This window comes from Kitasatospora sp. NPDC051702 (genome assembly GCF_040681575.1).
Classification (GTDB): domain Bacteria; phylum Actinomycetota; class Actinomycetes; order Streptomycetales; family Streptomycetaceae; genus Kitasatospora.
This window is the reverse complement of the sequence record NZ_JBFAZB010000004.1, coordinates 106,322-127,369: the sequence shown is the minus strand read 5'-3', so window position 1 is coordinate 127,369 and position 21,048 is coordinate 106,322. Positions and strand designations below refer to the sequence as shown.

Below are 21,048 nucleotides of genomic sequence, written 5' to 3'. Positions count from 1 at the left end.
CTCAGCGCCGGGTGACGCCGGCCTCCCGGGAGAGTTCCGGGTCGTCCGGCCCGCCGAGGAAGAGGACCCTGAGGGCCGTGCCGACGTAGACGACCAGGAGACGGGCGAGGCTGCGGGTGGCGGTGTGCACGGTGGGTACCTGCTTCCTGCTTCGGGCCGGGTGCTTCGGGCTGTCGGGTCGCCGGGGGTCCTCGGGCTGCCGTCGGTCCTCGGGCTGCCGCCTGGCGGGCTGCCGTCGGGCCCGGGTGGTGGCGGTGTCACCAGGAGACGGCGTCGTCCATCGACTGCTGCCAGTAGGTGACCTTGAGGGAGTCGTCCACGTAGCTGCCGCCCGCGGGCAGCGCCGGGTGGGCGGCCGCGCCGACGCTCTCGTTGCCGGACGGGCCGTGGAAGGAGACCGCCAGGGACGTCACGGTGTGGCCGTGCGCGCCGTTGCCGCCGTCGGTGGAGGACAGGTTGACGGAGGCGTAGCCGGACTCGCCGGGCTTGAGCGTGACGACGGCCTGCGGCTTGGAGTCCTCGATGACCGGGGGCACGGCCTGCGCCTCGCCGAAGCGCACCGCCGGGTATCCGTAGAGGTAACAGGTACCGGAGCCCGTGTTGGTGACGGTGAGCAGCATGTGGTTCACGGGGCGGTTGAGCGGGGCGGCGACGGTCTTGGTGGTGGAGCCCTCGCAGACGCCCGGCTTCCCGGCGGCGGGGGCGGGGACGGGGCTCTTCGGCACGGCCGGGGGCGCGGCGGCGGTGGTGGCGGGCGCGGTGGTGGCGGGGGCGGGCTTCGGGGCGGCGGAAGGGGGCACGGGGGCCGGGGTCCCGCCCGCGGGGGCGGGGACCGGGGCACCGGCGGTGGTCCCGGCCCCGGCGGCCGTGGGTGAGGCGGCGGCCTTCAGCGTCGGGCCGGTCGCCGTCGCGATGTCCCCGCTGTCGTCGCACGCGCTCATCGAGAGGGCGGCGAGCGCGACGCCCGCGGCGGCGGTGATCAGACGGGTGCGTGAGGTGCGGACGGACACGGTCCGGCCCCTTTCGGTGGGCGTTCGGTGGGATGGCCGAAGCTTGCGCGGTGATCCGTCCCGGCCGCTACGCCTGACGCCATGATGAGTAGGGTGGAACGGCGAACAGGGCTCTGACCAGCGGGAGTGGAACGGGCCTGGAACGCCGGAACGGGACGCCCGGGAGGCGCCGGGGGGCGAAGGGGGCAGGTCGTGGAGGGCACGGGGGCCGCGGAGACGGCGGAGTTCGCGCGGCTGCTGAGCGAACTGAAGGCCCGTTCGGGGCTGAGCTACGGGACGCTGGCCAAGCGGCTGCACACGAGCACGTCCACGCTGCACCGCTACTGCAACGGCACGGCGCTGCCCAACGAGTACGTGTCGGCGGAGCGCTTCGCCCGGGTGTGCCGGGCGACCCCGGACGAGCTGGTGGAACTGCACCGGAGCTGGATCCTGGCGGACGCGGCCCGATCACGCCGGACGGACCGGACCCCGGAGCCGACCCCGGACGCCCCGGGCCCCACGGAAGCACCAGCACCGCCCGCGCCGCCCGTGCCGTTCACGGACGGCGAGCCGGTCACCGCGACGGCGGCGGACCCGGCACCGCCCGCACCGCCGCGCCGCCGCCGTGGCGCCCTGATCGCCTCCACCGTGGCCGTCGTCCTGCTGACCACGGCGGTGATCGTCGCGCGCCCCGCCCTCCGCGGCGACGACGACGGTGCGACCGACCGTCAGACCACCGCCGCCACGCCGGCGACGACGGCCGCGCCGGCCCCACCCGAGACACCCCTCCCCGTCTCCCCCACCCCCGCGGCACCCGTCACCCCGACGACCACCCCGACCGCCACCCCGACCACCGACGCGCCCGCGCCCCTCACCGTCGGCGTCCGCCCCTACGTCTACGACGACCCGTGCAGCCAGCACTTCCTCGTCGACAGCACCCCCGCCCACGTCGGCCCGCCCGCGCCCGAGCGCGACGCCCCGCGCTGGGCCGCCGCCTACGGCGCGGTCTCCTCCGGCGAACAGGAGATCGCCCTCACCGTCCAGGGCACCGGAGCGGACACCGTCGTCCTGGAGGCCCTGCACGTGCGCGTCACGGCCAAGGGCGCCCCGCTCGCCTGGAACGACTACTCGATGGGCGTCGGCTGCGGCGGCGTGGTCGACACCAAGTCCTTCGACATCGACCTCGACCGGGGAAGCCCCGTGATCACCGTCAAGGGCGGCCAGCGCGACTTCCCCTACAAGGTCAGCAAGTCCGACCCCGAGGTCTTCTACGTGACCGCCCACACCAAGGCGCACGACGTCCGGTGGGACCTCACCCTCGACTGGTCCAGCGGCACCCGCCGCGGCACCACCCACATCGACAACCGCGGCACCCCCTTCCGCACCAGCGCCGACGTCAACCGCCCCGGCTACGACTACCCCCCGGGCACCACCGAGTGGACCAGACGCACGGACGGCTGACGAGTCGGTGCGTGATGGCGGCCGGTGCCCGACCCGGTTGCCCATGCGATGCCGGGCGCCTGCCGGGGCGGAGGCCACCGGTTCACCGTGCGGCCCCGAGCGGCGCAGCCCCGGCGTGGAAGCGGTCAGGCGCCGGGCGCCCGGAAGTCGACCGTCCGCCGGGCCGCCGTATCGATCTGCTCCGGGGTGAGCAGCTGGACCACGCTGGACTGCAGGGCGCCGCTGGCCCGGACCGTCATCGAGACGGCCGCCATCGACTCCTCGTCCGGCAGCTCGATCACGCAGTACAGGTCCGTCTCGCCGAAGGCGAAAGCCAGCCACTCCAGCGTGCCCCCGCAGGAGGCGACGACCCTGCGGACTGCCTCCACCCGGCCCGTACCGCCGTCGGCGAGCAACCCCGCGGCGCCCTGAGCGGTGTAGCCGGCCCGGACCAGGTACTTCGGCATCTCGGTCTCCCGTCCTGCGAAGGCGCCGCGGGCACGACGCCATCCCCACGATCGGGCAGCGCACACCGCGCGGGCCACCGGGAGACCCCCGAACGGCGCAGACCTGCGCGCGCCGGGGCGGTAGTCGGCGTCGGATCCCAGGGCGTTTCGGCCGGGTTCGGGCCACTGCCTTCCGGGCCCGGGAACTCGCCCGCCACGACACCTGGACCGAGGAGGAGGTCACGTGGGGCCCGAGAACACGGCGGCCGCCATCGCCGCGTGCCACCGGCAGACCGCTGGCGCGCTGGTGCGGGCACCGGGGCTCGGGCTCCCTACGTCGACGTGTCAGCCGAGCCCGGGTTCACAGCCACCGCTTGGCCGCTTCGAAGCTGTCGCCTCCGCTGGTGTTGAAGGCGATCGCGGCCTTCGGCGCATGCCGCCGGACCAGATTCACGACCTGCTCGAACAGCGGCAGAAGTGGTTCCGGCTTGCGGATTCCGCCGCCGATGACGACGACGTCCCACGCGCGCTCGGACAGTGCGGTGACCATCGTGGACTCGGCCGACTCGTCCAACGCGATGAGCACCATGGACGCGTCGATGGCGTGGCCGCCGAACCGTGTCAGCTCCTGGTCGAGGGCCGCACGGATGACGGCCCCGTCCATGCCGGGCACTGCGTGCGGGTCGATTCCGAGAATGAGAACTGACGGCATGTCATCAGGGACGATCAAGCGACGGTGCTGGTTCCCGGGACGGGAATCAGTCGTGGCGGACCATCGCCCTGGTCTCCTCCCGCCAAGGGGCGGCGACCTTCGATGACCGGCAGCCGGCCGGGGCGGCCGGGGCTCAGGGGGTTTCGTGCATGCGGGCGGTGAGGGCGTCGGGGGGCAGCAGCGGGGCCGGGTAGCCGGCGGGGCGGTGGGCGAGGTCCCAGGGGCGGTGGACGGCGCGGCCGGGGACGTCGGCGAGTTCGGGCAGCCAGCGGCGCACGTAGGCGCCGTCGGGGTCGTAGCGGTCAGCCTGGCGCAGCGGGTTGAGGACGCGGTTGGGGCGGGTGTCGGTGCCGGTGCCGGCGGCCCACTGCCAGTTGAGCTGGTTGTTGGCGACGTCGCCGTCGACGAGCAGGGAGAGGAAGTGGTCGGCGCCGGGGCGCCAGTCGTGGCGCAGGGTCTTGGTGAGGAAGGAGGCGGTGAGCAGGCGGGCGCGGTTGTGCATCCAGCCCTCGTGGGCGAGTTGGCGCATGGCGGCGTCGATGATCGGGTAGCCGGTGCGGCCCTCGCGCCAGGCCCGCAGTTCGTGTTCGTCGTCGTACCAGGCGTAGGGGCGGGGGCGGTAGTCGTGATGGGCGGTGTCGGGGCGGGCGGCGAGGACCTGGTGGTGGAAGTCGCGCCAGGCGAGTTGGCGGATCAGGGCGGCGGCGCCGGGGGTGTCGGAGCGGGCGGTGTGGTGCAGGACCTCGGTGGCGGACAGGCAGCCGAAGTGCAGGTAGGGCGAGAGGCGGGAGGTGGCGTCGGCGGCGAGGTCGTCGTGCAGGTCGGCGTAGGGGGTCGGGTCCCAGGTGCGCAGGCGGCGGCGGGCGGCGCTCTCGCCGCCGGGGGGCAGGCCGGGTGAGGTGCCGGCGGGGGCGGTGGGCAGCGGGTCGCCGGCGGGGCCGTCGGGGGTGGTGAGGGTGCGCGGGGCGGGCAGGACGGTACGCCGGACGGCCTGCTGCCAGGCGCGGTGGTAGGGGGTGAAGACGGCGTAGTGGTCGCGGCCGGCGGGGGTGACGCGGCCGGGCGGGACGACGGTGAGCGCGCCGTCGTGCAGGTGGAGGCGTTCGCCGAGGGCGCGGCGCAGGGCGTGTTCGCGGCGGGTGGCGAAGGCGGAGACGCCGGCGTTGGCGTGGACGGTGTCGGCACCGCATTCGGTGGCCAGGCGGGCGGTCTGTTCGGCGGGGTCGCCGTGGCGCAGGACGAGGCGGGAGCCGGCGGCGCGCAGGGCGCGGTCGAGGTCGGCGAGGGCGTCGGCGAGGAAGGCCTGGCGGTTGGGGGCGGCGAAGCCGGCCCGGTCGACGGCGGGGTCGCGCACGAACAGCGGGACGACCTGGTCGGCGCGGGTGCGGGCGGCGTGCAGGGCGGGGTTGTCGTGCAGGCGGAGGTCCTGGGTGAACAGGACGACGGCGGTGCTCATCGGGGCCTCGTGCGGTCGGGTCGGGGGTGCGGGGTGCGCGGGGTACGGCGGGGTGCGCGCGGGTGCGCGGCGGGGTGCGGCCGGCGGCGGGGGTCCGCCGGCCGCACCGGGTGTTCGGAGCCGTGGGGCGCGATGGATTGGACGCCCGGTTCAGGCCCCCGACCGGGACCGGCTCGGACGGTACGGCCGGTTCAGGTGGTGAGTGGGGGCCGGTAGACGGTGAGGGCGGCGCGGGCCTTGGACAGCCGCAGCGCGCCCTTGGCGGGCACGCTCTCGCCGTCGACGGCGATGCGGTCGGCGTCGCCGAGGGAGTCGAGGTCCAGGGCGCCGAGGCGGGCGGACTGGTAGACGCGGGAGCGGTGCAGGGTGCCGGTGAGGAAGGCGGCGACCAGGCGGGTGCGGGCGAAGGGGTGGCCGGCGTCGACGACCCGGATGTCGAGGTGGCCGTCGGCGAGGGCGGCGCGGTGGGTGGGGGCGAAGCCGGGCGGGTCGTAGGCGCCGTTGCCGGCGAACAGCAGCCACAGCCGGCGGGGCCGGCCGCCGGCGTGCACGGTGACGGGTTCGGCGCTCGGCAGCAGGCTGGCGACGGCCGCCGCCAGGGCCGGCCACTTGCCGATGCGGCCCTCCAACTTCTCGCGCCGGCGGACGAGTTCGGGGTAGATGCCGAGGCTGAAGGTGTTCACGAAGACCCGCACCTCGGTGTCGTCGGCGGCCAGGCCGAGGTCGACGGCGACGGCGTGGCCGGCCTGGACGGCGTCCGCGGTGTCCCGGTGGGTGGTGGCGCCCAGGTCGAGGGCGAAGTGGTTGAGGGTGCCGCCGGGGAAGACCGCCAGCGGCAGGCCCCGTTCGACGGCGAGGGCGGCGGCCAGGTTGACGCTGCCGTCGCCGCCGCACACCCCGAGCGCGCCGCCGGCCCCGGCGGCGCGCTCGGCGGCCCCGGCGAGCATCGCCGCCAGGTCGTCGTCGGGCCCGCACAGCCGCACGTCCGCCTCGGGCAGCAGGGCGCGCAGCCTGGCGGCCTCCTCCTCGGGGTCGGTGCCGAGCGGGGAGCCGTTGCCGGAACCGGCGTTGACCACCACCGCCAGGCCGCGCCCGCCCGGCAGGGCCGGGGCCGGGCGCCGGGCCGGGGCGGCGGGCGGCGGCACGTCCACCGAGCGCGGCCACCAGCGCAGGGTCAGGACGGCGGCGGCGGTGCCGAGCGCGACCCCGGCCAGGACGTCGCCGGGGTAGTGCACGCCGGTGTAGACGCGCGAGAGCGCGACCGCGGCGGCGACCGGGGCGACGGCGGCCCCCAGCAGCGGGGACTCGATGGCCACCGCGGTGGCGAAGGCGGCGGCCGAGGCGGAGTGGCCGGAGGGGAAGGAGGTGGTGACGGGCTGGCGCACCAGGCGGCGCACCGCGGGCACCTGGTCCAGCAGCGGGCGGGGCCGGCGGGTGGCGTGCTTGGCGACGGTGTTGGCGGTCAGCGAGGCGAGGGTGAGCGCGCCCAGGCCCCGCAGGGCGGCCCGGCGTCCGCTGCGCCCCCCGGTCGCGCCGAGGACGGCGGCGGTGCCCGTCCACAGCACCCCGTGGTCGGCGGCCCGGCTCAGGGCGCGCAGCCAGGGGCGGGCCCCGTGCAGGGGGGCGGCGGCGAGGCGGTCGAACAGGGCCCGGTCGATGGCGTCCAGTCGTGTCATCCGCAGCTTCATTGGGTGAGCCTAGGCACGGGATGGGGTGCGGGGCCACGGGGCGGGTGGGCCCGGGCGTGTCGGGGGCGGCGCGGGGGCAGGATGACGGTGCGTCAGATGTTCGGGGTGTCAGTCGGGTTGGCCGGCACGGGCGGTGATGTTGCGGGCCATGGCGCCGAACACCAGGGTGTGCAGGGGGGCGATCGACCACCAGTAGAGGTGGCCGGCCAGTCCGTGCGGGTGGAACAGCGCCCGCTGCTGGTAGAGCGCGCCGCCGTCGCCGTCGGGGGTGACCCGCAGTTCGAGCCAGGCCAGGCCGGGCAGGCGCATCTCGGCGCGCAGCCGCAGCAGGCGGCCGGGTTCGATCTCCTCGACGCGCCAGAAGTCGAGCGCGTCGCCGACCCTCAGCCGGTCGCGGTCGCGGCGGCCGCGGCGCAGGCCGACGCCGCCGGCCAGGCGGTCCAGGAGCCCGCGCAGCGTCCAGGCGACGGGCAGCGAGTACCAGCCGTTCTCGCCGCCGACGCCTTCCACCACCCGCCACAGGGCGGCGGGGTCGGCGGCCACCCGGCACCGGCGCAGGTCCTGGTAGAGGCTGCCGCCGGCCCAGTCGGGGTCGGTGGGCAGCGGGTCGCTGGGGGCGCCGGGCGGGGAGGCGGAGGACCAGCGGGTGGCGACCTGGGCGTCCTGGATGCGTCGCAGGGCCAGTTCGACGGCCCGGTCGAAGCCGGTCAGTCCGCCGGGCGGGTCGGGCACCCAGCGGGCGATGTCGTGCTCGCGGCACACCACCTCGTGGCGCAGCGACTCCACCAGGGGGCGGGCGAGCGAGCCCGGGACGGGGGTGACCAGGCCGACCCAGTGGCTGGACAGGGCCGGGGTGAGCACCGGCACCGGCACGATCAGCCGTGGGGGCAGGCCGGCGACCTCGGCGTAGTGGCGCATCATCAGGCGGTAGGTGAGGACGTCGGGGCCGCCGATGTCGAAGGGGCGGTCGACGTCGGGGGGCAGGGTGGCGGCGCCCACCAGGTAGTGCAGGACGTCGCGGACGGCGATCGGCTGGATGCGGGTGTCGACCCAGCGGGGGGTGACCATCGCCGGGAGGCGTTCGGTGAGGTGGCGCAGCATCTCGAAGGAGGCGGAGCCGGAGCCGATGATCACCGCGGCCCGCAGTTCGGCGGTGGGGACGCCGCCGGCCCGCAGCAGGCGGCCCACCTCGGCGCGCGAGCGCAGGTGGGCGGAGAGGTCCCGTTCGGCGACGCCGGCGGGCAGCAGGCCGCTGAGGTAGACGATGCGGTGGGTGCCGGCGGTGCGGGCGGCCGCGGCGAAGGCCTGGGCGGCGTGCCGGTCGAGGGCTTCGAAGCCCGGTCCGGTGCCCAGGGAGTGGATCAGGTAGTAGGCGACGTCGATGTCGTCGAAGGCTCCGTGCAGGGTCTCGGGGCGGGTGACGTCGCCGGCGACGGCCTCCACCTCGGGCCGCCAGGGCTGGTCGCGCAGCCGTCCGGGGTCGCGGGCCAGGCAGCGCACGCGGTGGCCGGCGGCGAGCAGTTCGGGCACCAGGCGTCCGCCGATGTAGCCGGTGGCGCCGGTGACCAGGCAGCGCAGCGGTCGCGTCGGGGTCGGCTCGTCCACCTGCGGCTCCTCTCGTGCGGTCCCCCGGGGACGGCGTGTCCCCGGGCCCCGCCAGGCCCGGGGGCGCCGCCCGGGTATTCGGAGCGGCCGGGGCCGGGGATTGGGCGGGGGGCGGGGGTCGGGGGTCTGGGGTCTGGGTCGGGGGTCGGGGGTCGGGGTCGGGGGCTGAAGGGCTGGAATCGGCCCCGGGGACGGGTCCGGGCTCCTAGGGTCGGCGTCATGTCGAGTCCCGAGCTGGAGCGGATCAACGCCTTCCTGTCCACCTTCGCCCGGCACCAGGCCCACCGCACCGTCGACGTGCCCGGTGGGTTCGCCGTCTTCGACGACGACTTCGCGCTCTCCTACGCGAACAACCAGCTGGTCGTCGACGGGACGCTGCGGACGGTCGTCCCCGGGGCGCTGCCCGCCCTGGCGGACGAGGTGCTGGGCGGGCTGCCCTACCGGGTGCTCTCCGTCCTGGACGACGAGGTCGCGCGGGCGTGCGCGCAGCCGCTGGCCGGGGCCGGGTACGCGCACTCCCGGTACCTTTCACCCCGATCGGCCACCACCACGCCTTCCAGCGCACCTGACCCCGCCGGCCGGTCACGGCGGGGCGGGGTGCCCGAGCTGGCCGCGCCAGGGCGGGTCACGGCGGGGCGGGGTGCCGGGCGGCCCGGTGGCGCAGGGCCAGCAGCGTGGCGAGGGCCAGGACGGCGGCGGCCTGGGCCCAGGCGGTGAGGGTCTTGTCGGTGAACCAGACGGGTTCGTACATGTTCGGCAGCGGGCCGAGCTCCCCGACGTCCACGTAGCGGTAGAGCAGGAGGGCGGCCAGGCCGGCCGCGGCGACCACTAGGGCGTAGAGGTCCCCGGCCCGGTGGCGCCAGAGCAGGACGAGGAGGACGGCGAGCGCGGCGGCGCCGGCCTCGATGCGGAACAGGGTGCCCTGGCTGATGCTCGCGGAGACGGCGTCGTACTGGTCGGCGAGGCGGGCGTGCACGGCGGCGTCGACGGCGAGTCCGGCGGCCGCGACCAGACGCAGGAGCAGCGGCAGGAGCCTGGGGGGCGGGGCGGGGGTGGCCACGGTGGCGGCGGGTTCCTTCCGGGTGGCCGGGGTCAGGAGACGGTGAGGGTGCCGTGCATGAACGGGTGGATGGTGCAGATGTAGGGGTGTGCGCCGCTCTGCTGCGGTGCGGTGAGGGTGGCGGTGGCGCCGGGGGCGATGGTGCCGGAGTCGAAGCTCTTGTCGTCGGCGGTGAGGGTGTGGGCGGTGCTGTCCTGGTTGGTGACGGTGAAGGTCGTGCCGGGGGCCAGGGTGAGGGCGGCGGGTTCGAACTGGAAGTTCCTGATGGCGACGTGGGTGACGCCGTTGGCCTGGCTGGGCGAGGCGCTCGGGGAGGTCGCGGCGGCGCTCGGGGAGGCAGCCGTGGTGGCCGGGGACGGCGTCCCGGCGCTCGGGCTGCCCGTCGCCGCGCTCGGGGAGGCGGCCGCGGTGGTCGGCTGGGCGGGCTTCGTCGAGGAGCTGGAGCAGGCGGCGAGGACGCCGGCCAGCAGTAGTGTGCCGGCGGCGCGGGACAGGCGGGGGACGGTCACGGCGGTGCTCCGTTCGCGGGGGTGCGGGGTGTCGGGCAGTCGGGCAGTCGGGCAGTCGGGCGGTGGTGGTCGGACGGTGGTGGTCGGGTCGCACGGGCCGTCTGCCGTCCGGTGGTTCCTTCCGTCCCCGTCCCGGTCCGGCCGCCCCGTCGCGTTCCTTCGATACCGTCGGACAGCCGCCCGCCCGCCGGACCCTGACGGGCGGTGAATTCACCGGCACGGGTGAACGCGCCGGGGCAACCCGGCCCCGTCCGGCACCCCCGGGCGGCCGAACCGCCGCGTCGTCGGCTGCCGGCCCGCCTCGCCCGATCGGGGGTCCTCCGGAGGTCGCACCCGTCCGGGGGCGGGCGGCGACCGAATGCGGAGTGTGAGCGATGCGGCGGGCGGCCCCCGTGGCCGGTAGGGGCCCGGCCGCCGAGGCGCTCACCGGCACGGCGCCGTCCCGCTCCCGCCCCCTCCGCCCCGCGGACTGAGCTCGCGCCGGCCCCGGACCACGGTCCCCGACGATCAACCCCCGGTAGTCGGGGACCGCACCCTGCTCCCCCGCCCCCGGGCGGCCGGAAACGCCTGTGCCCCGCCGGGGGCCACCCGGCGGGGCACAGGCACCGACACCCGCGCTCCGACACCACAGGGCCGTTCTCCGGCCCGGGAGGGCGACCGCCGCGTCGCACCGGCGGCGGCCCGGCCGCCCGCACCCAGCAGCGGACGGCCGGTCCCCGGAGCCTCACGGGGGCGGCGGACCGTCTCGTCCGGGGAACGGTCCGGAGCCCGCACGGCGCCGGGGCGCCTTCCTGCTCCCTGATTCGTCGCCGGGGCCGGAGCGGATTGCCCCCGCCCGTCGGATTTCGCGGGTCATCGCCCGCGGTCCGGGCGCCTTCGTCCACCGGGCCCCGACGGGCGGCTCCGCGCGGCGCCGGGGCGTCGGAGTGCCGCGGTGCCCGGATCGCGGCGCGGCGGCCGGACATCGCCCGGTACGGCCGGGTGCGCGTCGGCGGGCCGCCGGGCCCGGGGTGTCCCCGGGCCCGGCCCGGCGACCTTCGGCGTCACGGAGCACCGGCCTCGAAGCCCAGCGGCCACGGACCCGGTACCCCGAAGCCCGGCGCCTCGAAGCCCGGCGGCCCCGGACCGGGCACCCCGGGGACCGGATCGGCCGCCAAGGCGCGCCCTGCCGCCGTCAGCCCCGGCCGCCGCCGGCCTTCAGCACCTGGGCGGCGGCGACGCCCGCCGCGCTGTTGCCGTGGCCGCCGCCCTCGACCTCGGCGGCCACCGCCAGGTCGCCGCGGTAGGCGATGAACCAGCTGTTGGTGTCCTTGCCCGGGCCGGCCTCGACGGTGCCGGTCTTGGCGCCGATCTGGCCGGTCAGTCCGGACATCGGGGCCCGGGCGGTGCCCTGGGTGGCGGTCTTGGCCATCATCGCCCGCAGGCCCTGGGCGACGCCCTCGGGCAGCCGGCCGGGGGCCGTCACGCGCTTGGCGTCCGTGCGCAGCACGGGCTGGCGGAACGTCCCGCTCTGCACGGTGGCCGCCACCGAGGCCATCGCCAGCGAGTTGACCTGGATCCGGCCCTGGCCGATGTAGGTGGCGGCCGCCTCGTCCCCGTTCCTGGGCACCGGGATGGTGGCGTCCCGGCTGGGGATGCCGATGTGCCACTCCAGGCCGAGGCCGAACTGGTCGCGGGCGACGCTGGGCACCGTGCCGAGCTGCAGCTTCTCCAGGCCCTTGTCGATGAAGCCGGTGTTGCAGGAGCGGGTGAAGTCGTCGGTGAGCGTGTAGCCGGGGAAGTCCCCGGGCTCGTCGTTGTGCCAGAGCTTCGGGGAGGCGGTGGTCTCCTTGCACGGTGCCGCGCTGTCCGGGCTCAGCCCGGCCTCCAGCAGGGCGGCGGAGGTGATCACCTTCATCGTCGAACCGGGTGCCTGCCCGCCCCCGACGGCGCGGTTGAAGCCGTCCTGCGAGGAGTAGGCGATCGCCAGGATGTTGCCGGTGCTCGGCTGGACGGCCACCAGCGAGGCCGGCTTGCCGCCGGCGGCCTGCTGCTTCACCGCCTCCTCGGCGGCCTGCTGGAGACCGGCGTCCAGGGTGAGCCTGACCTCGGGGGCGCTCGGCGGGGTCAGCACGAACAGCTGCTCGGGCTGCCGCGCGCCCGCGGCGTCCGCGATCACCACGGCCTGCCCGGTGACGGCGGACGCCCCGTCGGCCGGCGTGATCTGCGGCAGCACCGTGCGCAGCGAGGGGAAGGCCTCCAGGGACTTGCCGTTGCGGTCGACCGGCTTCACCACCGGGGTGGGCAGCGGGCGCAGGGCGATCGTCTCCCCCGGGTCCAGGTGCGGGTGGAGCACGTTCGGCGCCCACCGCACGACGACCCGCCCGTCCGCCGCCCGCACCACGCTCAGCGCACCGTCGTACTCCCAGGCGCCGGCCGTGCCGTCGAACTCCGCCTTCGCCCGGAAGGCGAGCGCCGGCTCGCTGGGCGTGCCGGCGGGCGCGGGGCCCGTCCCGGTCAGGGTGAAGGTGCGGGCCTTGACCGTCACGCGGAAGGACGCCAGTGCGGAGCGCGCGGCCTCCTGGCGGTCGGTCAGGGCGGCCGCGGCCGCGACGTCGCCGCGGCTCCAGGCGGCCAGGAACTCCTTCGCCACGGCCGCGGCCTGCTCACCGGTGGGCGGCGGCTGCGCGGAGCGGACCGCGGCGGTGGGCTCCTGCTGCCGGGAGTCGTCCGCGGCGGTCCCGCCGGTCACGGCGCTCACCAGGTTGTACGCGCCGATGCCCCCGGCCGCCAGCAGCCCGGCGAACGCCCCGCCGAGCGCGACCATCCACACCCGGCGCCCCGCCGAGCGGCGCGGCGCCGGCCCGTCCCCGGTCCCGTCCCCGACGGGGGTGACGTCCTCCGCCTGGTCCGCGTACCCGGGGTGGGCGTGCGCTCCGTGGGCGTGACCGCCGTACCCCTGGTCCCCGTACCCCTGAGCCGCGTAGCCCTGGTCCCCGTACCCGTGGGCGCCGTACCCGACGTCCGTCCGGTCCTCGGCCATGCTCCTGTTCCCCCCGTGAAGTTCCCTCGTCGTCAGCCCGAGCCGGCCTCCCCGCCCCGCCGACCGAACACCCGGCCGACGGTCCGGGGATCGTTCGGACCCGTCCCAGCGTAATAGGGCCCACCCACAGGCCACCCCGCACCCCCACAACTCCCACACACCATGTAGACCGGTCTGCATATTCCCCGGCCGCACCGCCGCCCGGCGACCCTCGGGGCGAACGCCCGTGCCATCCTGTGGCGGTGCTGCTTGCGAGTCATCAGTCCGCCGTCGAGCTGCGGCCCTTGCGCTACCAGTTCTCCGCGACGAGCGGCGATCCCTACGACGACAACTGGCTCGTCATCCAGGGCCAGGTGACGACGCCGTCCGGCCGGTGGTCGTTCCAGGACCCGTCCCTGCTGACCGACGAGTGCCGCGGCCTGTCGCGCTGGCTGCGCGCCGTCGCCGCGGGCAGGGTGGCCGTGACCGTGCCCGACCCGGACGGCGAACCGTCGCCGAGCCTGACCTTCCTGGAACCGAACCTCGCCTTCAGCCTGGCCGGGCGTTCCGGCGGCCGGTCGCTGCTGCACGTCCACCTGTCGCTGGAGGCCGCACCTCCGTGGCAGTGCCAGGACGGGGACGGGAGCGACGACGAGGCCGAGGGCTTCGACCTCTACCGGTTCGCCGTCGAGCTGGACTGCGGCGACGACGCACTGCTGCGGGCGGCCGACGCATGGGACCGGGACCTGTCCCCGTTCCCGTCGCGCTGAGACGCCCCTCGCGCCGGTGCGCGGGAAGTCGACCCGGCCGACTTCCCGCGCGCCGAAGCCCCCGTCCACCTCCGGAAACTCGCTGCAGGACCGGTGGACTTCGCCGCTAGCCTCCCACCGGTGGACTCCCTTCTCGATTCGATGATCTCCTTCGCGGCCACGGGTGAGATCGGCCCGTTCAGGCTCGGCATGCCCGGCGGGGAGGCGGACCTCCTGCTGGGCGGCGGCACCGCCCTGGGCGCCCCGGCGGCGGCACGGCCCGCCGAGGACGGGGACGCCGGCGTCAAGGACGGCAGCCTGGAGGTGTGGGCCGGTCCCGACGGGCTGGTGCACCTGCTCGGCTTCGACGCGGTGGACACCGCGGGCAGGTTCGCAGCCCCCTCCCGCGCCGGCACGGCGGGCCGCGGGGCCACCGGGTCGACCGAAGCGACCGAGGTGATCGAGGCCCCGACCCGCGAGGCGGTGCTCGACGGGCTCCGGCGGACCGGCTGCCGATGGCGGGACGACGACGCCCTGACCTTCGACGACCAGCTCGCCGTCCAGACGCAGGCCGGGGTCTCCGTGGTGTTCAGCCGCCCCCGGCCGCCGGCCGACGGGTGGGTGCTCGCGAGCCTCTACCGCTCCGCCGACCGCAGGTGACCCCCGCGGCCTCCACCCGGCCCGCCTCGTCCACCTCGCCCGCCTCGCCTGCCTCGCTCACCTGGTGAACGTGATCACCAGCGGGTCCGAGTCCGACGCGATGTAGTCGTACGTCTGGTATTCGACGTGGCAGTGGGCGGTGGCGTCGGCCTCGACGGCGAAGTCCTCGATGTTCTCGGCGAGCAGGTCGAGGGCCTCCCGCCCTCCCCGGATCCACAGGACCGGGCCCTCCGTGACGATCGAGGCGCCCTCGCGCTCCGGATCCTCCCGGAACGCGAGCTGCGACAGCGACCTCTCGTAGGGAGAGGGGTTCCCGCTCTCCGCGAGGTCGCAGGTCCCCGCCGCCCCCCGCAACTGCCGCCCGAGCGCCAGGAGCGCCGGGCGCGTCCCGGAGAGTTCGGTCTCCCCGCACTTCCCGTCGTACAGAACCTGCAGCACCACAGCTCCCCCGTCGTCGACGGCCCGCACCACGCGGCACCGGAGATCCACGGACCGGCCACCGCCCGTCCGGCGGGGCCTCGGCCCGAAACGCGCGAGAAGTCGACGGAGCCGACTTCTCGCGCCGCCTTCCCGCACCGCCTTCTCACACCGACAGCTCAGCGCGGGCGCAGCCCGTCGAAGACCACCTCGAAGATCCGCTCGCGGGCCTCCCGGTCCGGGCCTAGCTGCTCCATCGTCGCGCCGACGCCCACCAGCAGGGCGATCAGCTCCGGCAGGCCCAGCTCCGGGCGGACCGCCCCGGCCCGCTGCGCCCCGGCCAGCAGTTCGGCGAGCTGCGCCCGGATCGCCCCGCTCGACTCCCGCAGGGAGGCGTGCGCGTCCACCCCGGCCGCGGCGAGCGCCTGGGTGAACTCGTCCTTGCCCGCGGACTGGTCGATCACCAGGCGGAAGCCGTCGAAGAAGGCCTCGGCGGGCTCGGCACCGGCGGTCAGTTCCGCGGTGCGGGCGGCGATGGTCTCGAGCCGGCGGACCATCACCGCCTCCAGCAGGGCCTCCTTGGTCGGGAAGTGCCGGAAGAGCGTGCCGACGCCGACCCCGGCGGCCCGGGCGATCTCCTCGGTCGGCGTGGCGACGCCACGGGTGGTGAACACCTCCGTGGCGACGTCCAGCAACCTGGCGCGGTTGCGGGCCGCGTCCGCCCGCAGCGGGCGCTCCTGAGCGCCGGTCATGCCGTCCACCCTCTTCCACAGATCGCGACGGTCCGGCGACGCCACCCCTGGACAAGCGGAGTCGCCAGTCCGTATCGTCGAAACGGAGTTGCTAGTCCGATTCCAGCGACGGATCGTACCGGAGGTTGATCATGTCTGAAACGCGGTCACCGCGCGAGGCCTTCCACGCCCTGCTCGACGGCATCACCGCAGGACGGCTCACGGAACTGGGCGGGCTCTACGCCGAGGACACCGTGGTGGAGACCGCCCTCGCCCCCGTCGGGCCACGCCGGTTCGAGGGGCGGGCCACGCTCGAGGCGCGGTTCGCGGAGGTCGCCGCACACTCACCGCTGCAGCTGACCCCGAAGAACGTGCTGGTCCGCGAGACGGACGATCCGGAGGTGGTCGTCGCCGAGTGGGACTACGAGGTGCACAACCGGGTGAGCGGGCAACGCTTCGAGGCCGCCAACGTCCAGGTGCTGCGGGTGCGCGACGGACTGATCGTCCACAGTCGCGACTACCACGACCACCTCACCCTCGCCCTCGCCACGGGCACCCTCCCGGAGCTGGTGGCAGCCCTGGAGGCCGTGCCGCACCCGGCAGCAGGCGAGTGACGGCCGGCCCCACTCCCCCCTCGGCGCCGAATATGTAGACCGATCGACATATTCCTCCCGGGCTCCCAGGGGAACGAGGACCCCAGGGGGCGAGGGCCCGCCAGGAGAGCGGCGCAGGAAGTCGGCCGGTCCGACTTCCTGCGCGCAGCGGACGCGGCGTCAGCCGAGCTGCCCGGTCGGCCGGATGGTGATGTGGTTGATGTCGACGCCCGCGGGCTGGTCGAGGGCGAAGGCGATCGTGTTCGCGATCTGCTCGGGGGTCATCGTCGGCGAGGCGTCGGGGGTGCCGCCGCGCTCGTCCCAGAACGGGGTGTCCACCACCCCGGGGGCGACGACGGTCACGCCGACTCCGTCCTTGCCGACCAGCAGCCGGGTGTTCTCGGCCAGCGCGTGCGCGGCCCACTTGGTGACCGAGTACAGGTTGCCGGGCGTGTTGCGCACCCCGGCGACCGAACCGATGATCACGATCCGGCCCTTGGACTCCCTGAGGTGCGGCAGGGTCTCCCGCACCAGCAGGGCCGGGCCCAGGACGTTGGTGAGGACCATCGCGCGCATGTCCTCGGGCGCGTGGCTCTCCAGGTTGCCGAGCAGCGAGAAGCCGGCGTTGGCGATGACGTTGTCCAGCCGGCCCCACGCGTCCACCACGCGGCGCACGGCGGAGGCGACGTCGTGCTCGTCGCCGGCGTCGCCGGTGATCGTCAGCAGCCGCTCGCCCGCTCCGGCCGAAGCCGCGAAGGCGGCCAGCTTGTCCGCGTCACGTCCGGTGACGGCCACGCGGTGGCCCTGCCCGAGCAGGGCGCGGGCGGTGGCCGCACCGATTCCGGTCGAGCCGCCGGTGATCAGCGTGACGGGTTCCATGGGGCGGCCTCCTCGGCGATACGAGTCATCGGGGCTCCCGCAGCGTCCTGGCTGTCCGCGACCGCGCGGTGGCGCGTCACATCGACGGACTCCCGCCGTTGGCCCCCCGAAACGCCTGCACTATACCCAGCGGTCTTCCCGCCGTTCCCGTGAACGGCGGGTCGCCCGGCTACGGCCACGGGTAGCCCAGCCGCCCTCGCCGGGCGGTGGGCAGACGATGGTCAGACGGAGCAGGTCCGGTTCCGTGGCCATCGGCAAGGGATCGCCGAGCCGGCCGCAGCTGTCATGTGAATCCGCGCGGCCTCCACTCCGACCATCCCGGGGCGGACCGTCACTCCTGGGCCGGATATCCGCCCGGATATCCGATCTGGGCGGCGTCCTCCGCCAGGTGGGCAGTGTCCGGTTCCGGGTTCAGCGAGGACACGACGTGCCGGGTGAGAGGGCGCAGGGCGTAGACGTGCCGGACGGCCGCCATGTCGACCGCCACCTCGTAGTACTCCTCAGCGAACCGCTGATACGCCTCGGGCCGACCGTCCAGCAGTACGTCGAACAACCACTCGGCGCTGCCGTCGTCCTCCACGCCCTCCGGCAGGGGCTCGACGGCCCCTGCCCTCCACGCACCGTCTGATCGTTCGCGCCAGAAGCACACCGTCGCCCGCGGTGTCCCGTGGTCGCTGAAGGCGGGCTCCGCGACGTGCGCGCGGAGTGCCTCCGGCACCCCGTCGAACAGGCCCGGCCACGGCGCCGGAGGCGTCACCCGGTACGGGGTCATCGGCGACTCGTGATCGAAACCGCGGGCATAAGCGCCTGCCGGTGAGAAGACGATCGAGTACTCGTTGCCGGAGCCGTCGCGCATCGAGGCCATCTCCTCCGTCGGCGACCAACGGGAGTCGAACGAGAAGTACCGGTCCCGCCACTCCGGGCTCAGGATGGCGTCCAGCATCGCCATGGCACGGGAGCGGTCCCGGACGAGGGAGATCTCGGGCAACTGGCGGATCAGGTCAGAAACAGGCACAGCCACATCAAAGCCGATCCCCCTGACACCGCCCACACCGCCCGCACCGCCCACACCGCCCACACCGCCCACACCGCCGAAGAGTGCACGCCGGTTCGCCGGCCCCACGGCCCGGGCGCCGAGGCTCACCGGCTCCGCTTCGACACGTCAGGAGCCGTCCGGGGCTTGCGGCGGCAGGGGTCAGCGGAGCAGGTTTTGCAGCTGGTCGAGGGCGGTGGGCAGGTCCCGGGGGTGCAGGGCGCCCGGGGGGCGGCGGGGGGCGGTCCAGCCGGGGCCGGCGATGAGGAGGGCGGGGTGTATCCGGGCGCCGTGCGGGCCCCAGCTGGTCTGGGCGACGCGACGGGCCAGCGCCCGGTCGGCGGTGCGGGCGACCTGGGACCACAGCAGCACGGCCGGCGGCCCGGTGCGCCGCACCGCCTCCAGCAGTGCCTCGGGCGGCAGCGCCGGGCCGAACATCCGGAACGGCAGCCCCCGTTCGGCCAGCCCGGCGGCCAGCGCCTCCAGCGGCAGGGCGTGCAGCTCGGTGGGCATGCCGGCGAGCAGGACGGCCGGCCCCTGCGGCGGCTCGGCCCGGTCGGCGGCGCGGCGCAGCGCGGCGGCGACGTGCCAGGACAGCAGGTGCTCGACCTCGACGTAGCGTTCGCCCTCGGTGGCCCACTTGCGGCCGGCGGCGCGCAGCGCGGGCATCATCACGTCCGTCCAGGCGGTGACGGCGCCGAACTCCTCGATACTGCGGCGCAGGATCCGGGCGAGTTCGGGCGCGTCGAGGCGGACGGCGGCGCGGGCCAGGCCCCGGCACTCGGGTCGTACGGTGCCGACGGGCAGGGTGTGGCCGCCGGGCGCCGTCCCGGTGGCGGGCGTGGGCGTGGCGGACGTGGGCGTGGCGGACGGTGTCGGCCCGGCGGGCGGGGCCGCGACGGCGGGCGGTGCGGGCCGGTCGACGTCGGCGCCGGTATCGACGGCGAGGGCGAGGCGGGCGGCCTCGGCCGGGGTGACGCCACGGGCCGTCAGGCGGCACATCTCCTCCAGCACGGCGACGTCCCGCGGGCTCCACTGCCGGTGGCGCCCGGGGTCCCGGTGGGCCGGGCCGATGCCGTAACGGCGTTCCCAGGAACGGACGGTGGTCGGTGAGACGCCGAGCCGGCGGGCGAGGGCACCGGTGGTCAGGCTGGCCTCGGCCGACGGCCGGCCGACGGAGGCGGAGGCGGGGGCGGACACGTGCGCGAGCCTACGCCGGACGGGCCGGGCCGGTGCCGGGGCGACGCCCCGGGCAGCGGACCGGTGTCGGGGAGGCGGCCTGCCGACGCGCCGGGCCGCCGACGGCCGGCCCGGAGTCGGCCGCCAGCCGCCCGACCGGCCCGCGGACGGGCCCTCGCCCCGGGCCCGGCCATGCGTGCACCCGCACGGGACAGCGGGAGTGAGCCGGCCGCCGCAGGGGGCCTGCCGACCCGGGGTGCCCGACGGAGACCCGACCCGGTCCGGGCCCTGCCCCGGGACGACCGAGGACAGCGGCGGGGCGAAGGCGAGGACCCGGACGCGCCGGCCGGTGCACGACGCTCGCCGGGCGGGCCGGGGTGGGGGCGGCGGTGGGGTGGGCACGGGCAGTCGCCGGCCGTCCGTGGCACCGGTGACGGACGGGGCTGGGGCCGGGAGCGGTGGTGGGCACGGGTCTACGCCTGGTGGGCGGGGGTGTCGGCGGCGAGTTGGGCGCGCAGGCGCAGCAGGGCGTCGCGGATGCGGGTCTTGACGGTGCCGAGGGGGGCGCCGAGGTCCTGGGCGGCCTGGGCCTGGGTACGGCCGCCGAAGTAGACCAGCAGCAGGCACTCGCGCTGGACGTCGGTGAGGGTGGCCAGGGCGCGGCGCAGGCGTTCGCGTTCCCGGTCGCGTTCGAGGTCGCGTTCGACCTGGTCGGCGACCTCGTCGAAGACGGGGGTGTAGGCGCGCAGGGCGGCGGTGCGGTCGCGGTCGGCGGCGGCCTGGGCGGAGCGGACCCGGTCGACGGCGCGCCGGTGGGCGAGGGTCAGCACCCAGGGCAGGACCTCGCCGCGTTCGGGGCGGTAGCGGGCGGCTTCCCGCCACACCTGCCAGAAGACCTCCTGGGTGACCTCCTCGGCCTGGGCGCGGTCGCGCAGGACCCGCAGGACGAGTCCGAGCACGGCGCCGGCGGTGGCGCCGTACAGCTCCTCGAAGGCCCGTTCGTCGCCGTGGGCGACGCGTGCGGCCAGGGTGCGCAGGGCGGCCCGCCCGCCGTCGCCGGGGGCCTGGTCCGCGGGCGGCCGGGTGGCCGGGCGGTCGATCAGTGCTGTCACGGTGCCGGTTCCTCCACAGTGCGACCGTCGCGTAGTGGAGGTCCGGAGGGCTACTCGCATCGTTTGCGCAGCGTTGTGGCGGGACGCATGGTGGGGCGCCGCGGACCCGGCGGGCCGACGGGCCCCGCGGGGTCACCGCCCCACGGGGTCGCCCGCCGCCGGGTCACCGGCCGCGAGGGCCTGCGGCAGGCGCAGGGCGACCTCGTCGGCGAGGCGCTCGAAGGCGGGGCGCAGGAAGGGTCCGGCGAGGCGGGCGAGGCCGTTCAGGCGCAGGTCGGCGCGGTAGTGGACGACGGTGGACCCGCCGGCGGGCAGGACGGTGATGTCGTCGATGGCGGTGACGGTGGCGTTGTGGCCGATGAACACCAGGCGGTCGGGGTCGCGGCGGGCGAGGCGGTAGTCGAGCCAGGTGGCGCGGCCGCGGAAGCGGGAGACGTTGGTCCAGCGCGATCCGACCGCGATCGGCCCGTCGTCCTGGCGGGTGCAGGAGAGCGTGCCCGGGTCCCACTGCTCGGTGTGGCCGAAGTCGGCGAGGTAGTCGAGGACGTCGGCGGGCCGGCGGTGGACGGTGATGCGGCGTTCGACGGTTGGCATGGCGGGCCTCCCGATGGTGTCCGGCGGACGGTGTCCGGCGCAGCAGGACGGTGCCTGGTGGTTCGGTGCCGCCGCCGGAACGGATGGGAGGGCGCCCCGGGCCGGCCCGGCGAGGAGGGGCGGGACCCGGGCGGGGCGGGACTCGGGCGGGGCGGGGCGGGTCCAATCCACGGCGCCGGGCGGATCCGAAGCACG

At 76.0% G+C, this 21,048-nt stretch carries 22 protein-coding genes; 5 read left to right on the top strand and 17 right to left on the bottom strand.

The genetic code is table 11. The features are described 5' to 3' along the window. Position 1 precedes the first annotated feature (1 nt). Positions 2–130 carry a hypothetical protein gene (locus tag AB0N04_RS05495; protein ID WP_360207014.1) on the bottom strand — a complete coding sequence of 43 codons (129 nt, stop codon included), beginning with the start codon at positions 128–130 and terminating at the stop codon, positions 2–4. Positions 131–257: 127 nt separating this feature from the next. Further along, positions 258–1,010, bottom strand: coding sequence for a DUF4232 domain-containing protein (locus AB0N04_RS05490; protein ID WP_360207012.1), 753 nt, complete (start codon positions 1,008–1,010; stop codon positions 258–260). Positions 1,011–1,202: 192 nt separating this feature from the next. Here AB0N04_RS05490 and AB0N04_RS05485 point away from each other — a divergent pair, with 192 nt between their 5' ends. Then, complete coding sequence (locus tag AB0N04_RS05485; RefSeq protein WP_360207010.1) at positions 1,203–2,450, top strand: helix-turn-helix transcriptional regulator; 1,248 nt, start codon at positions 1,203–1,205, stop codon at positions 2,448–2,450. A 125-nt stretch (positions 2,451–2,575) separates the two neighbouring features. Here AB0N04_RS05485 and AB0N04_RS05480 read toward each other — a convergent pair whose 3' ends face one another. From AB0N04_RS05480 to AB0N04_RS05460, 5 genes are all read right to left on the bottom strand, one after another. Beyond that, a complete protein-coding gene (locus AB0N04_RS05480) occupies positions 2,576–2,896 on the bottom strand; it encodes a GYD domain-containing protein (RefSeq protein WP_360207008.1) in 321 nt (106 codons plus the stop codon). Between the two features lie 340 nt (positions 2,897–3,236). Beyond that, a complete protein-coding gene (locus tag AB0N04_RS05475) occupies positions 3,237–3,587 on the bottom strand; it encodes a hypothetical protein (RefSeq protein ID WP_360207179.1) in 351 nt (116 codons plus the stop codon). Positions 3,588–3,720: 133 nt separating this feature from the next. After that, positions 3,721–5,043 (bottom strand): deoxyribodipyrimidine photo-lyase, encoded by a 1,323-nt coding sequence (locus AB0N04_RS05470; RefSeq protein WP_360207006.1) that lies wholly within the window; start codon positions 5,041–5,043, stop codon positions 3,721–3,723. 191 nt (positions 5,044–5,234) lie between these two features. Then, positions 5,235–6,731: a phosphatase PAP2 family protein gene (locus AB0N04_RS05465; RefSeq protein ID WP_360207004.1), complete on the bottom strand. Its 1,497-nt coding sequence runs from the start codon at positions 6,729–6,731 to the stop codon at positions 5,235–5,237. Positions 6,732–6,839: 108 nt separating this feature from the next. Continuing rightward, positions 6,840–8,336: an SDR family oxidoreductase gene (locus tag AB0N04_RS05460; RefSeq protein ID WP_360207002.1), complete on the bottom strand. Its 1,497-nt coding sequence runs from the start codon at positions 8,334–8,336 to the stop codon at positions 6,840–6,842. Positions 8,337–8,555: 219 nt separating this feature from the next. On the opposite strand from AB0N04_RS05460, the gene AB0N04_RS05455 reads away from it, so the two are divergent. Then, positions 8,556–9,053: a hypothetical protein gene (locus AB0N04_RS05455; protein WP_360207000.1), complete on the top strand. Its 498-nt coding sequence runs from the start codon at positions 8,556–8,558 to the stop codon at positions 9,051–9,053. On the opposite strand, the gene AB0N04_RS05450 is transcribed toward AB0N04_RS05455, so the two are convergent. The 3 genes from AB0N04_RS05450 to AB0N04_RS05440 all read right to left on the bottom strand — a co-directional run bounded on the left by AB0N04_RS05450 (position 8,962) and on the right by AB0N04_RS05440 (position 12,927). Further along, on the bottom strand, positions 8,962–9,396 hold the full coding sequence (locus AB0N04_RS05450) for a hypothetical protein (protein ID WP_360206997.1): 435 nt from the start codon (positions 9,394–9,396) through the stop codon (positions 8,962–8,964). The genes AB0N04_RS05455 and AB0N04_RS05450 overlap by 92 nt on opposite strands. Before the next feature lie 32 nt (positions 9,397–9,428). Next, positions 9,429–9,905, bottom strand: a complete 477-nt coding sequence (locus AB0N04_RS05445; protein WP_360206994.1) for a cupredoxin family copper-binding protein — start codon at positions 9,903–9,905, stop codon at positions 9,429–9,431. A 1,174-nt stretch (positions 9,906–11,079) separates the two neighbouring features. Then, a complete protein-coding gene (locus AB0N04_RS05440; protein ID WP_360206992.1) occupies positions 11,080–12,927 on the bottom strand; it encodes a penicillin-binding transpeptidase domain-containing protein in 1,848 nt (615 codons plus the stop codon). A gap of 242 nt (positions 12,928–13,169) precedes the next feature. Between AB0N04_RS05440 and AB0N04_RS05435 the strand changes: the two genes are divergently transcribed. Next, positions 13,170–13,676 (top strand): hypothetical protein, encoded by a 507-nt coding sequence (locus tag AB0N04_RS05435; protein WP_360206989.1) that lies wholly within the window; start codon positions 13,170–13,172, stop codon positions 13,674–13,676. Between the two features lie 120 nt (positions 13,677–13,796). Then, positions 13,797–14,315: a hypothetical protein gene (locus AB0N04_RS05430; protein ID WP_360206986.1), complete on the top strand. Its 519-nt coding sequence runs from the start codon at positions 13,797–13,799 to the stop codon at positions 14,313–14,315. A 57-nt stretch (positions 14,316–14,372) separates the two neighbouring features. Here the strand turns inward: AB0N04_RS05430 and AB0N04_RS05425 are convergent, their stop codons facing one another. Both AB0N04_RS05425 and AB0N04_RS05420 read right to left on the bottom strand, forming a co-directional pair. Continuing rightward, positions 14,373–14,753: a hypothetical protein gene (locus tag AB0N04_RS05425; protein ID WP_360206984.1), complete on the bottom strand. Its 381-nt coding sequence runs from the start codon at positions 14,751–14,753 to the stop codon at positions 14,373–14,375. Between the two features lie 158 nt (positions 14,754–14,911). Beyond that, positions 14,912–15,484, bottom strand: coding sequence for a helix-turn-helix domain-containing protein (locus AB0N04_RS05420; RefSeq protein WP_360206981.1), 573 nt, complete (start codon positions 15,482–15,484; stop codon positions 14,912–14,914). A gap of 131 nt (positions 15,485–15,615) precedes the next feature. Here AB0N04_RS05420 and AB0N04_RS05415 point away from each other — a divergent pair, with 131 nt between their 5' ends. Continuing rightward, positions 15,616–16,077 (top strand): nuclear transport factor 2 family protein, encoded by a 462-nt coding sequence (locus AB0N04_RS05415; protein ID WP_360206978.1) that lies wholly within the window; start codon positions 15,616–15,618, stop codon positions 16,075–16,077. A gap of 159 nt (positions 16,078–16,236) precedes the next feature. On the opposite strand, the gene AB0N04_RS05410 is transcribed toward AB0N04_RS05415, so the two are convergent. The 5 genes from AB0N04_RS05410 to AB0N04_RS05390 form a co-directional block, all read right to left on the bottom strand. After that, positions 16,237–16,935: an SDR family oxidoreductase gene (locus AB0N04_RS05410; protein WP_360206976.1), complete on the bottom strand. Its 699-nt coding sequence runs from the start codon at positions 16,933–16,935 to the stop codon at positions 16,237–16,239. Positions 16,936–17,266: 331 nt separating this feature from the next. Beyond that, positions 17,267–18,079: a hypothetical protein gene (locus AB0N04_RS05405; RefSeq protein WP_360206973.1), complete on the bottom strand. Its 813-nt coding sequence runs from the start codon at positions 18,077–18,079 to the stop codon at positions 17,267–17,269. 51 nt (positions 18,080–18,130) lie between these two features. Beyond that, a complete protein-coding gene (locus AB0N04_RS05400) occupies positions 18,131–19,168 on the bottom strand; it encodes a MerR family transcriptional regulator (RefSeq protein WP_360206970.1) in 1,038 nt (345 codons plus the stop codon). A gap of 452 nt (positions 19,169–19,620) precedes the next feature. Further along, positions 19,621–20,184 carry an ECF RNA polymerase sigma factor SigK gene (gene sigK / locus AB0N04_RS05395; protein WP_360207176.1) on the bottom strand — a complete coding sequence of 188 codons (564 nt, stop codon included), beginning with the start codon at positions 20,182–20,184 and terminating at the stop codon, positions 19,621–19,623. Positions 20,185–20,391: 207 nt separating this feature from the next. Continuing rightward, positions 20,392–20,853, bottom strand: a complete 462-nt coding sequence (locus AB0N04_RS05390; protein ID WP_360206968.1) for an SRPBCC family protein — start codon at positions 20,851–20,853, stop codon at positions 20,392–20,394. Positions 20,854–21,048 lie beyond the last annotated feature (195 nt).

Excerpts from the sequence above, each read along its gene's own strand:
- AB0N04_RS05390 (WP_360206968.1), bottom strand. The coding sequence starts at position 20,853 with ATGCCAACCGTCGAACGCCGCATCACCGTCCACCGCCGGCCCGCCGAC.
- AB0N04_RS05475 (WP_360207179.1), bottom strand. The coding sequence starts at position 3,587 with ATGCCGTCAGTTCTCATTCTCGGAATCGACCCGCACGCAGTGCCCGGC.
- AB0N04_RS05470 (WP_360207006.1), bottom strand. The coding sequence starts at position 5,043 with ATGAGCACCGCCGTCGTCCTGTTCACCCAGGACCTCCGCCTGCACGAC.
- AB0N04_RS05480 (WP_360207008.1), bottom strand. The coding sequence starts at position 2,896 with ATGCCGAAGTACCTGGTCCGGGCCGGCTACACCGCTCAGGGCGCCGCG.
- AB0N04_RS05415 (WP_360206978.1), top strand. The coding sequence starts at position 15,616 with ATGTCTGAAACGCGGTCACCGCGCGAGGCCTTCCACGCCCTGCTCGAC.
- AB0N04_RS05420 (WP_360206981.1), bottom strand. The coding sequence starts at position 15,484 with ATGACCGGCGCTCAGGAGCGCCCGCTGCGGGCGGACGCGGCCCGCAAC.
- AB0N04_RS05465 (WP_360207004.1), bottom strand. The coding sequence starts at position 6,731 with ATGAAGCTGCGGATGACACGACTGGACGCCATCGACCGGGCCCTGTTC.
- AB0N04_RS05440 (WP_360206992.1), bottom strand. The coding sequence starts at position 12,927 with ATGGCCGAGGACCGGACGGACGTCGGGTACGGCGCCCACGGGTACGGG.
- AB0N04_RS05410 (WP_360206976.1), bottom strand. The coding sequence starts at position 16,935 with ATGGAACCCGTCACGCTGATCACCGGCGGCTCGACCGGAATCGGTGCG.
- AB0N04_RS05455 (WP_360207000.1), top strand. The coding sequence starts at position 8,556 with ATGTCGAGTCCCGAGCTGGAGCGGATCAACGCCTTCCTGTCCACCTTC.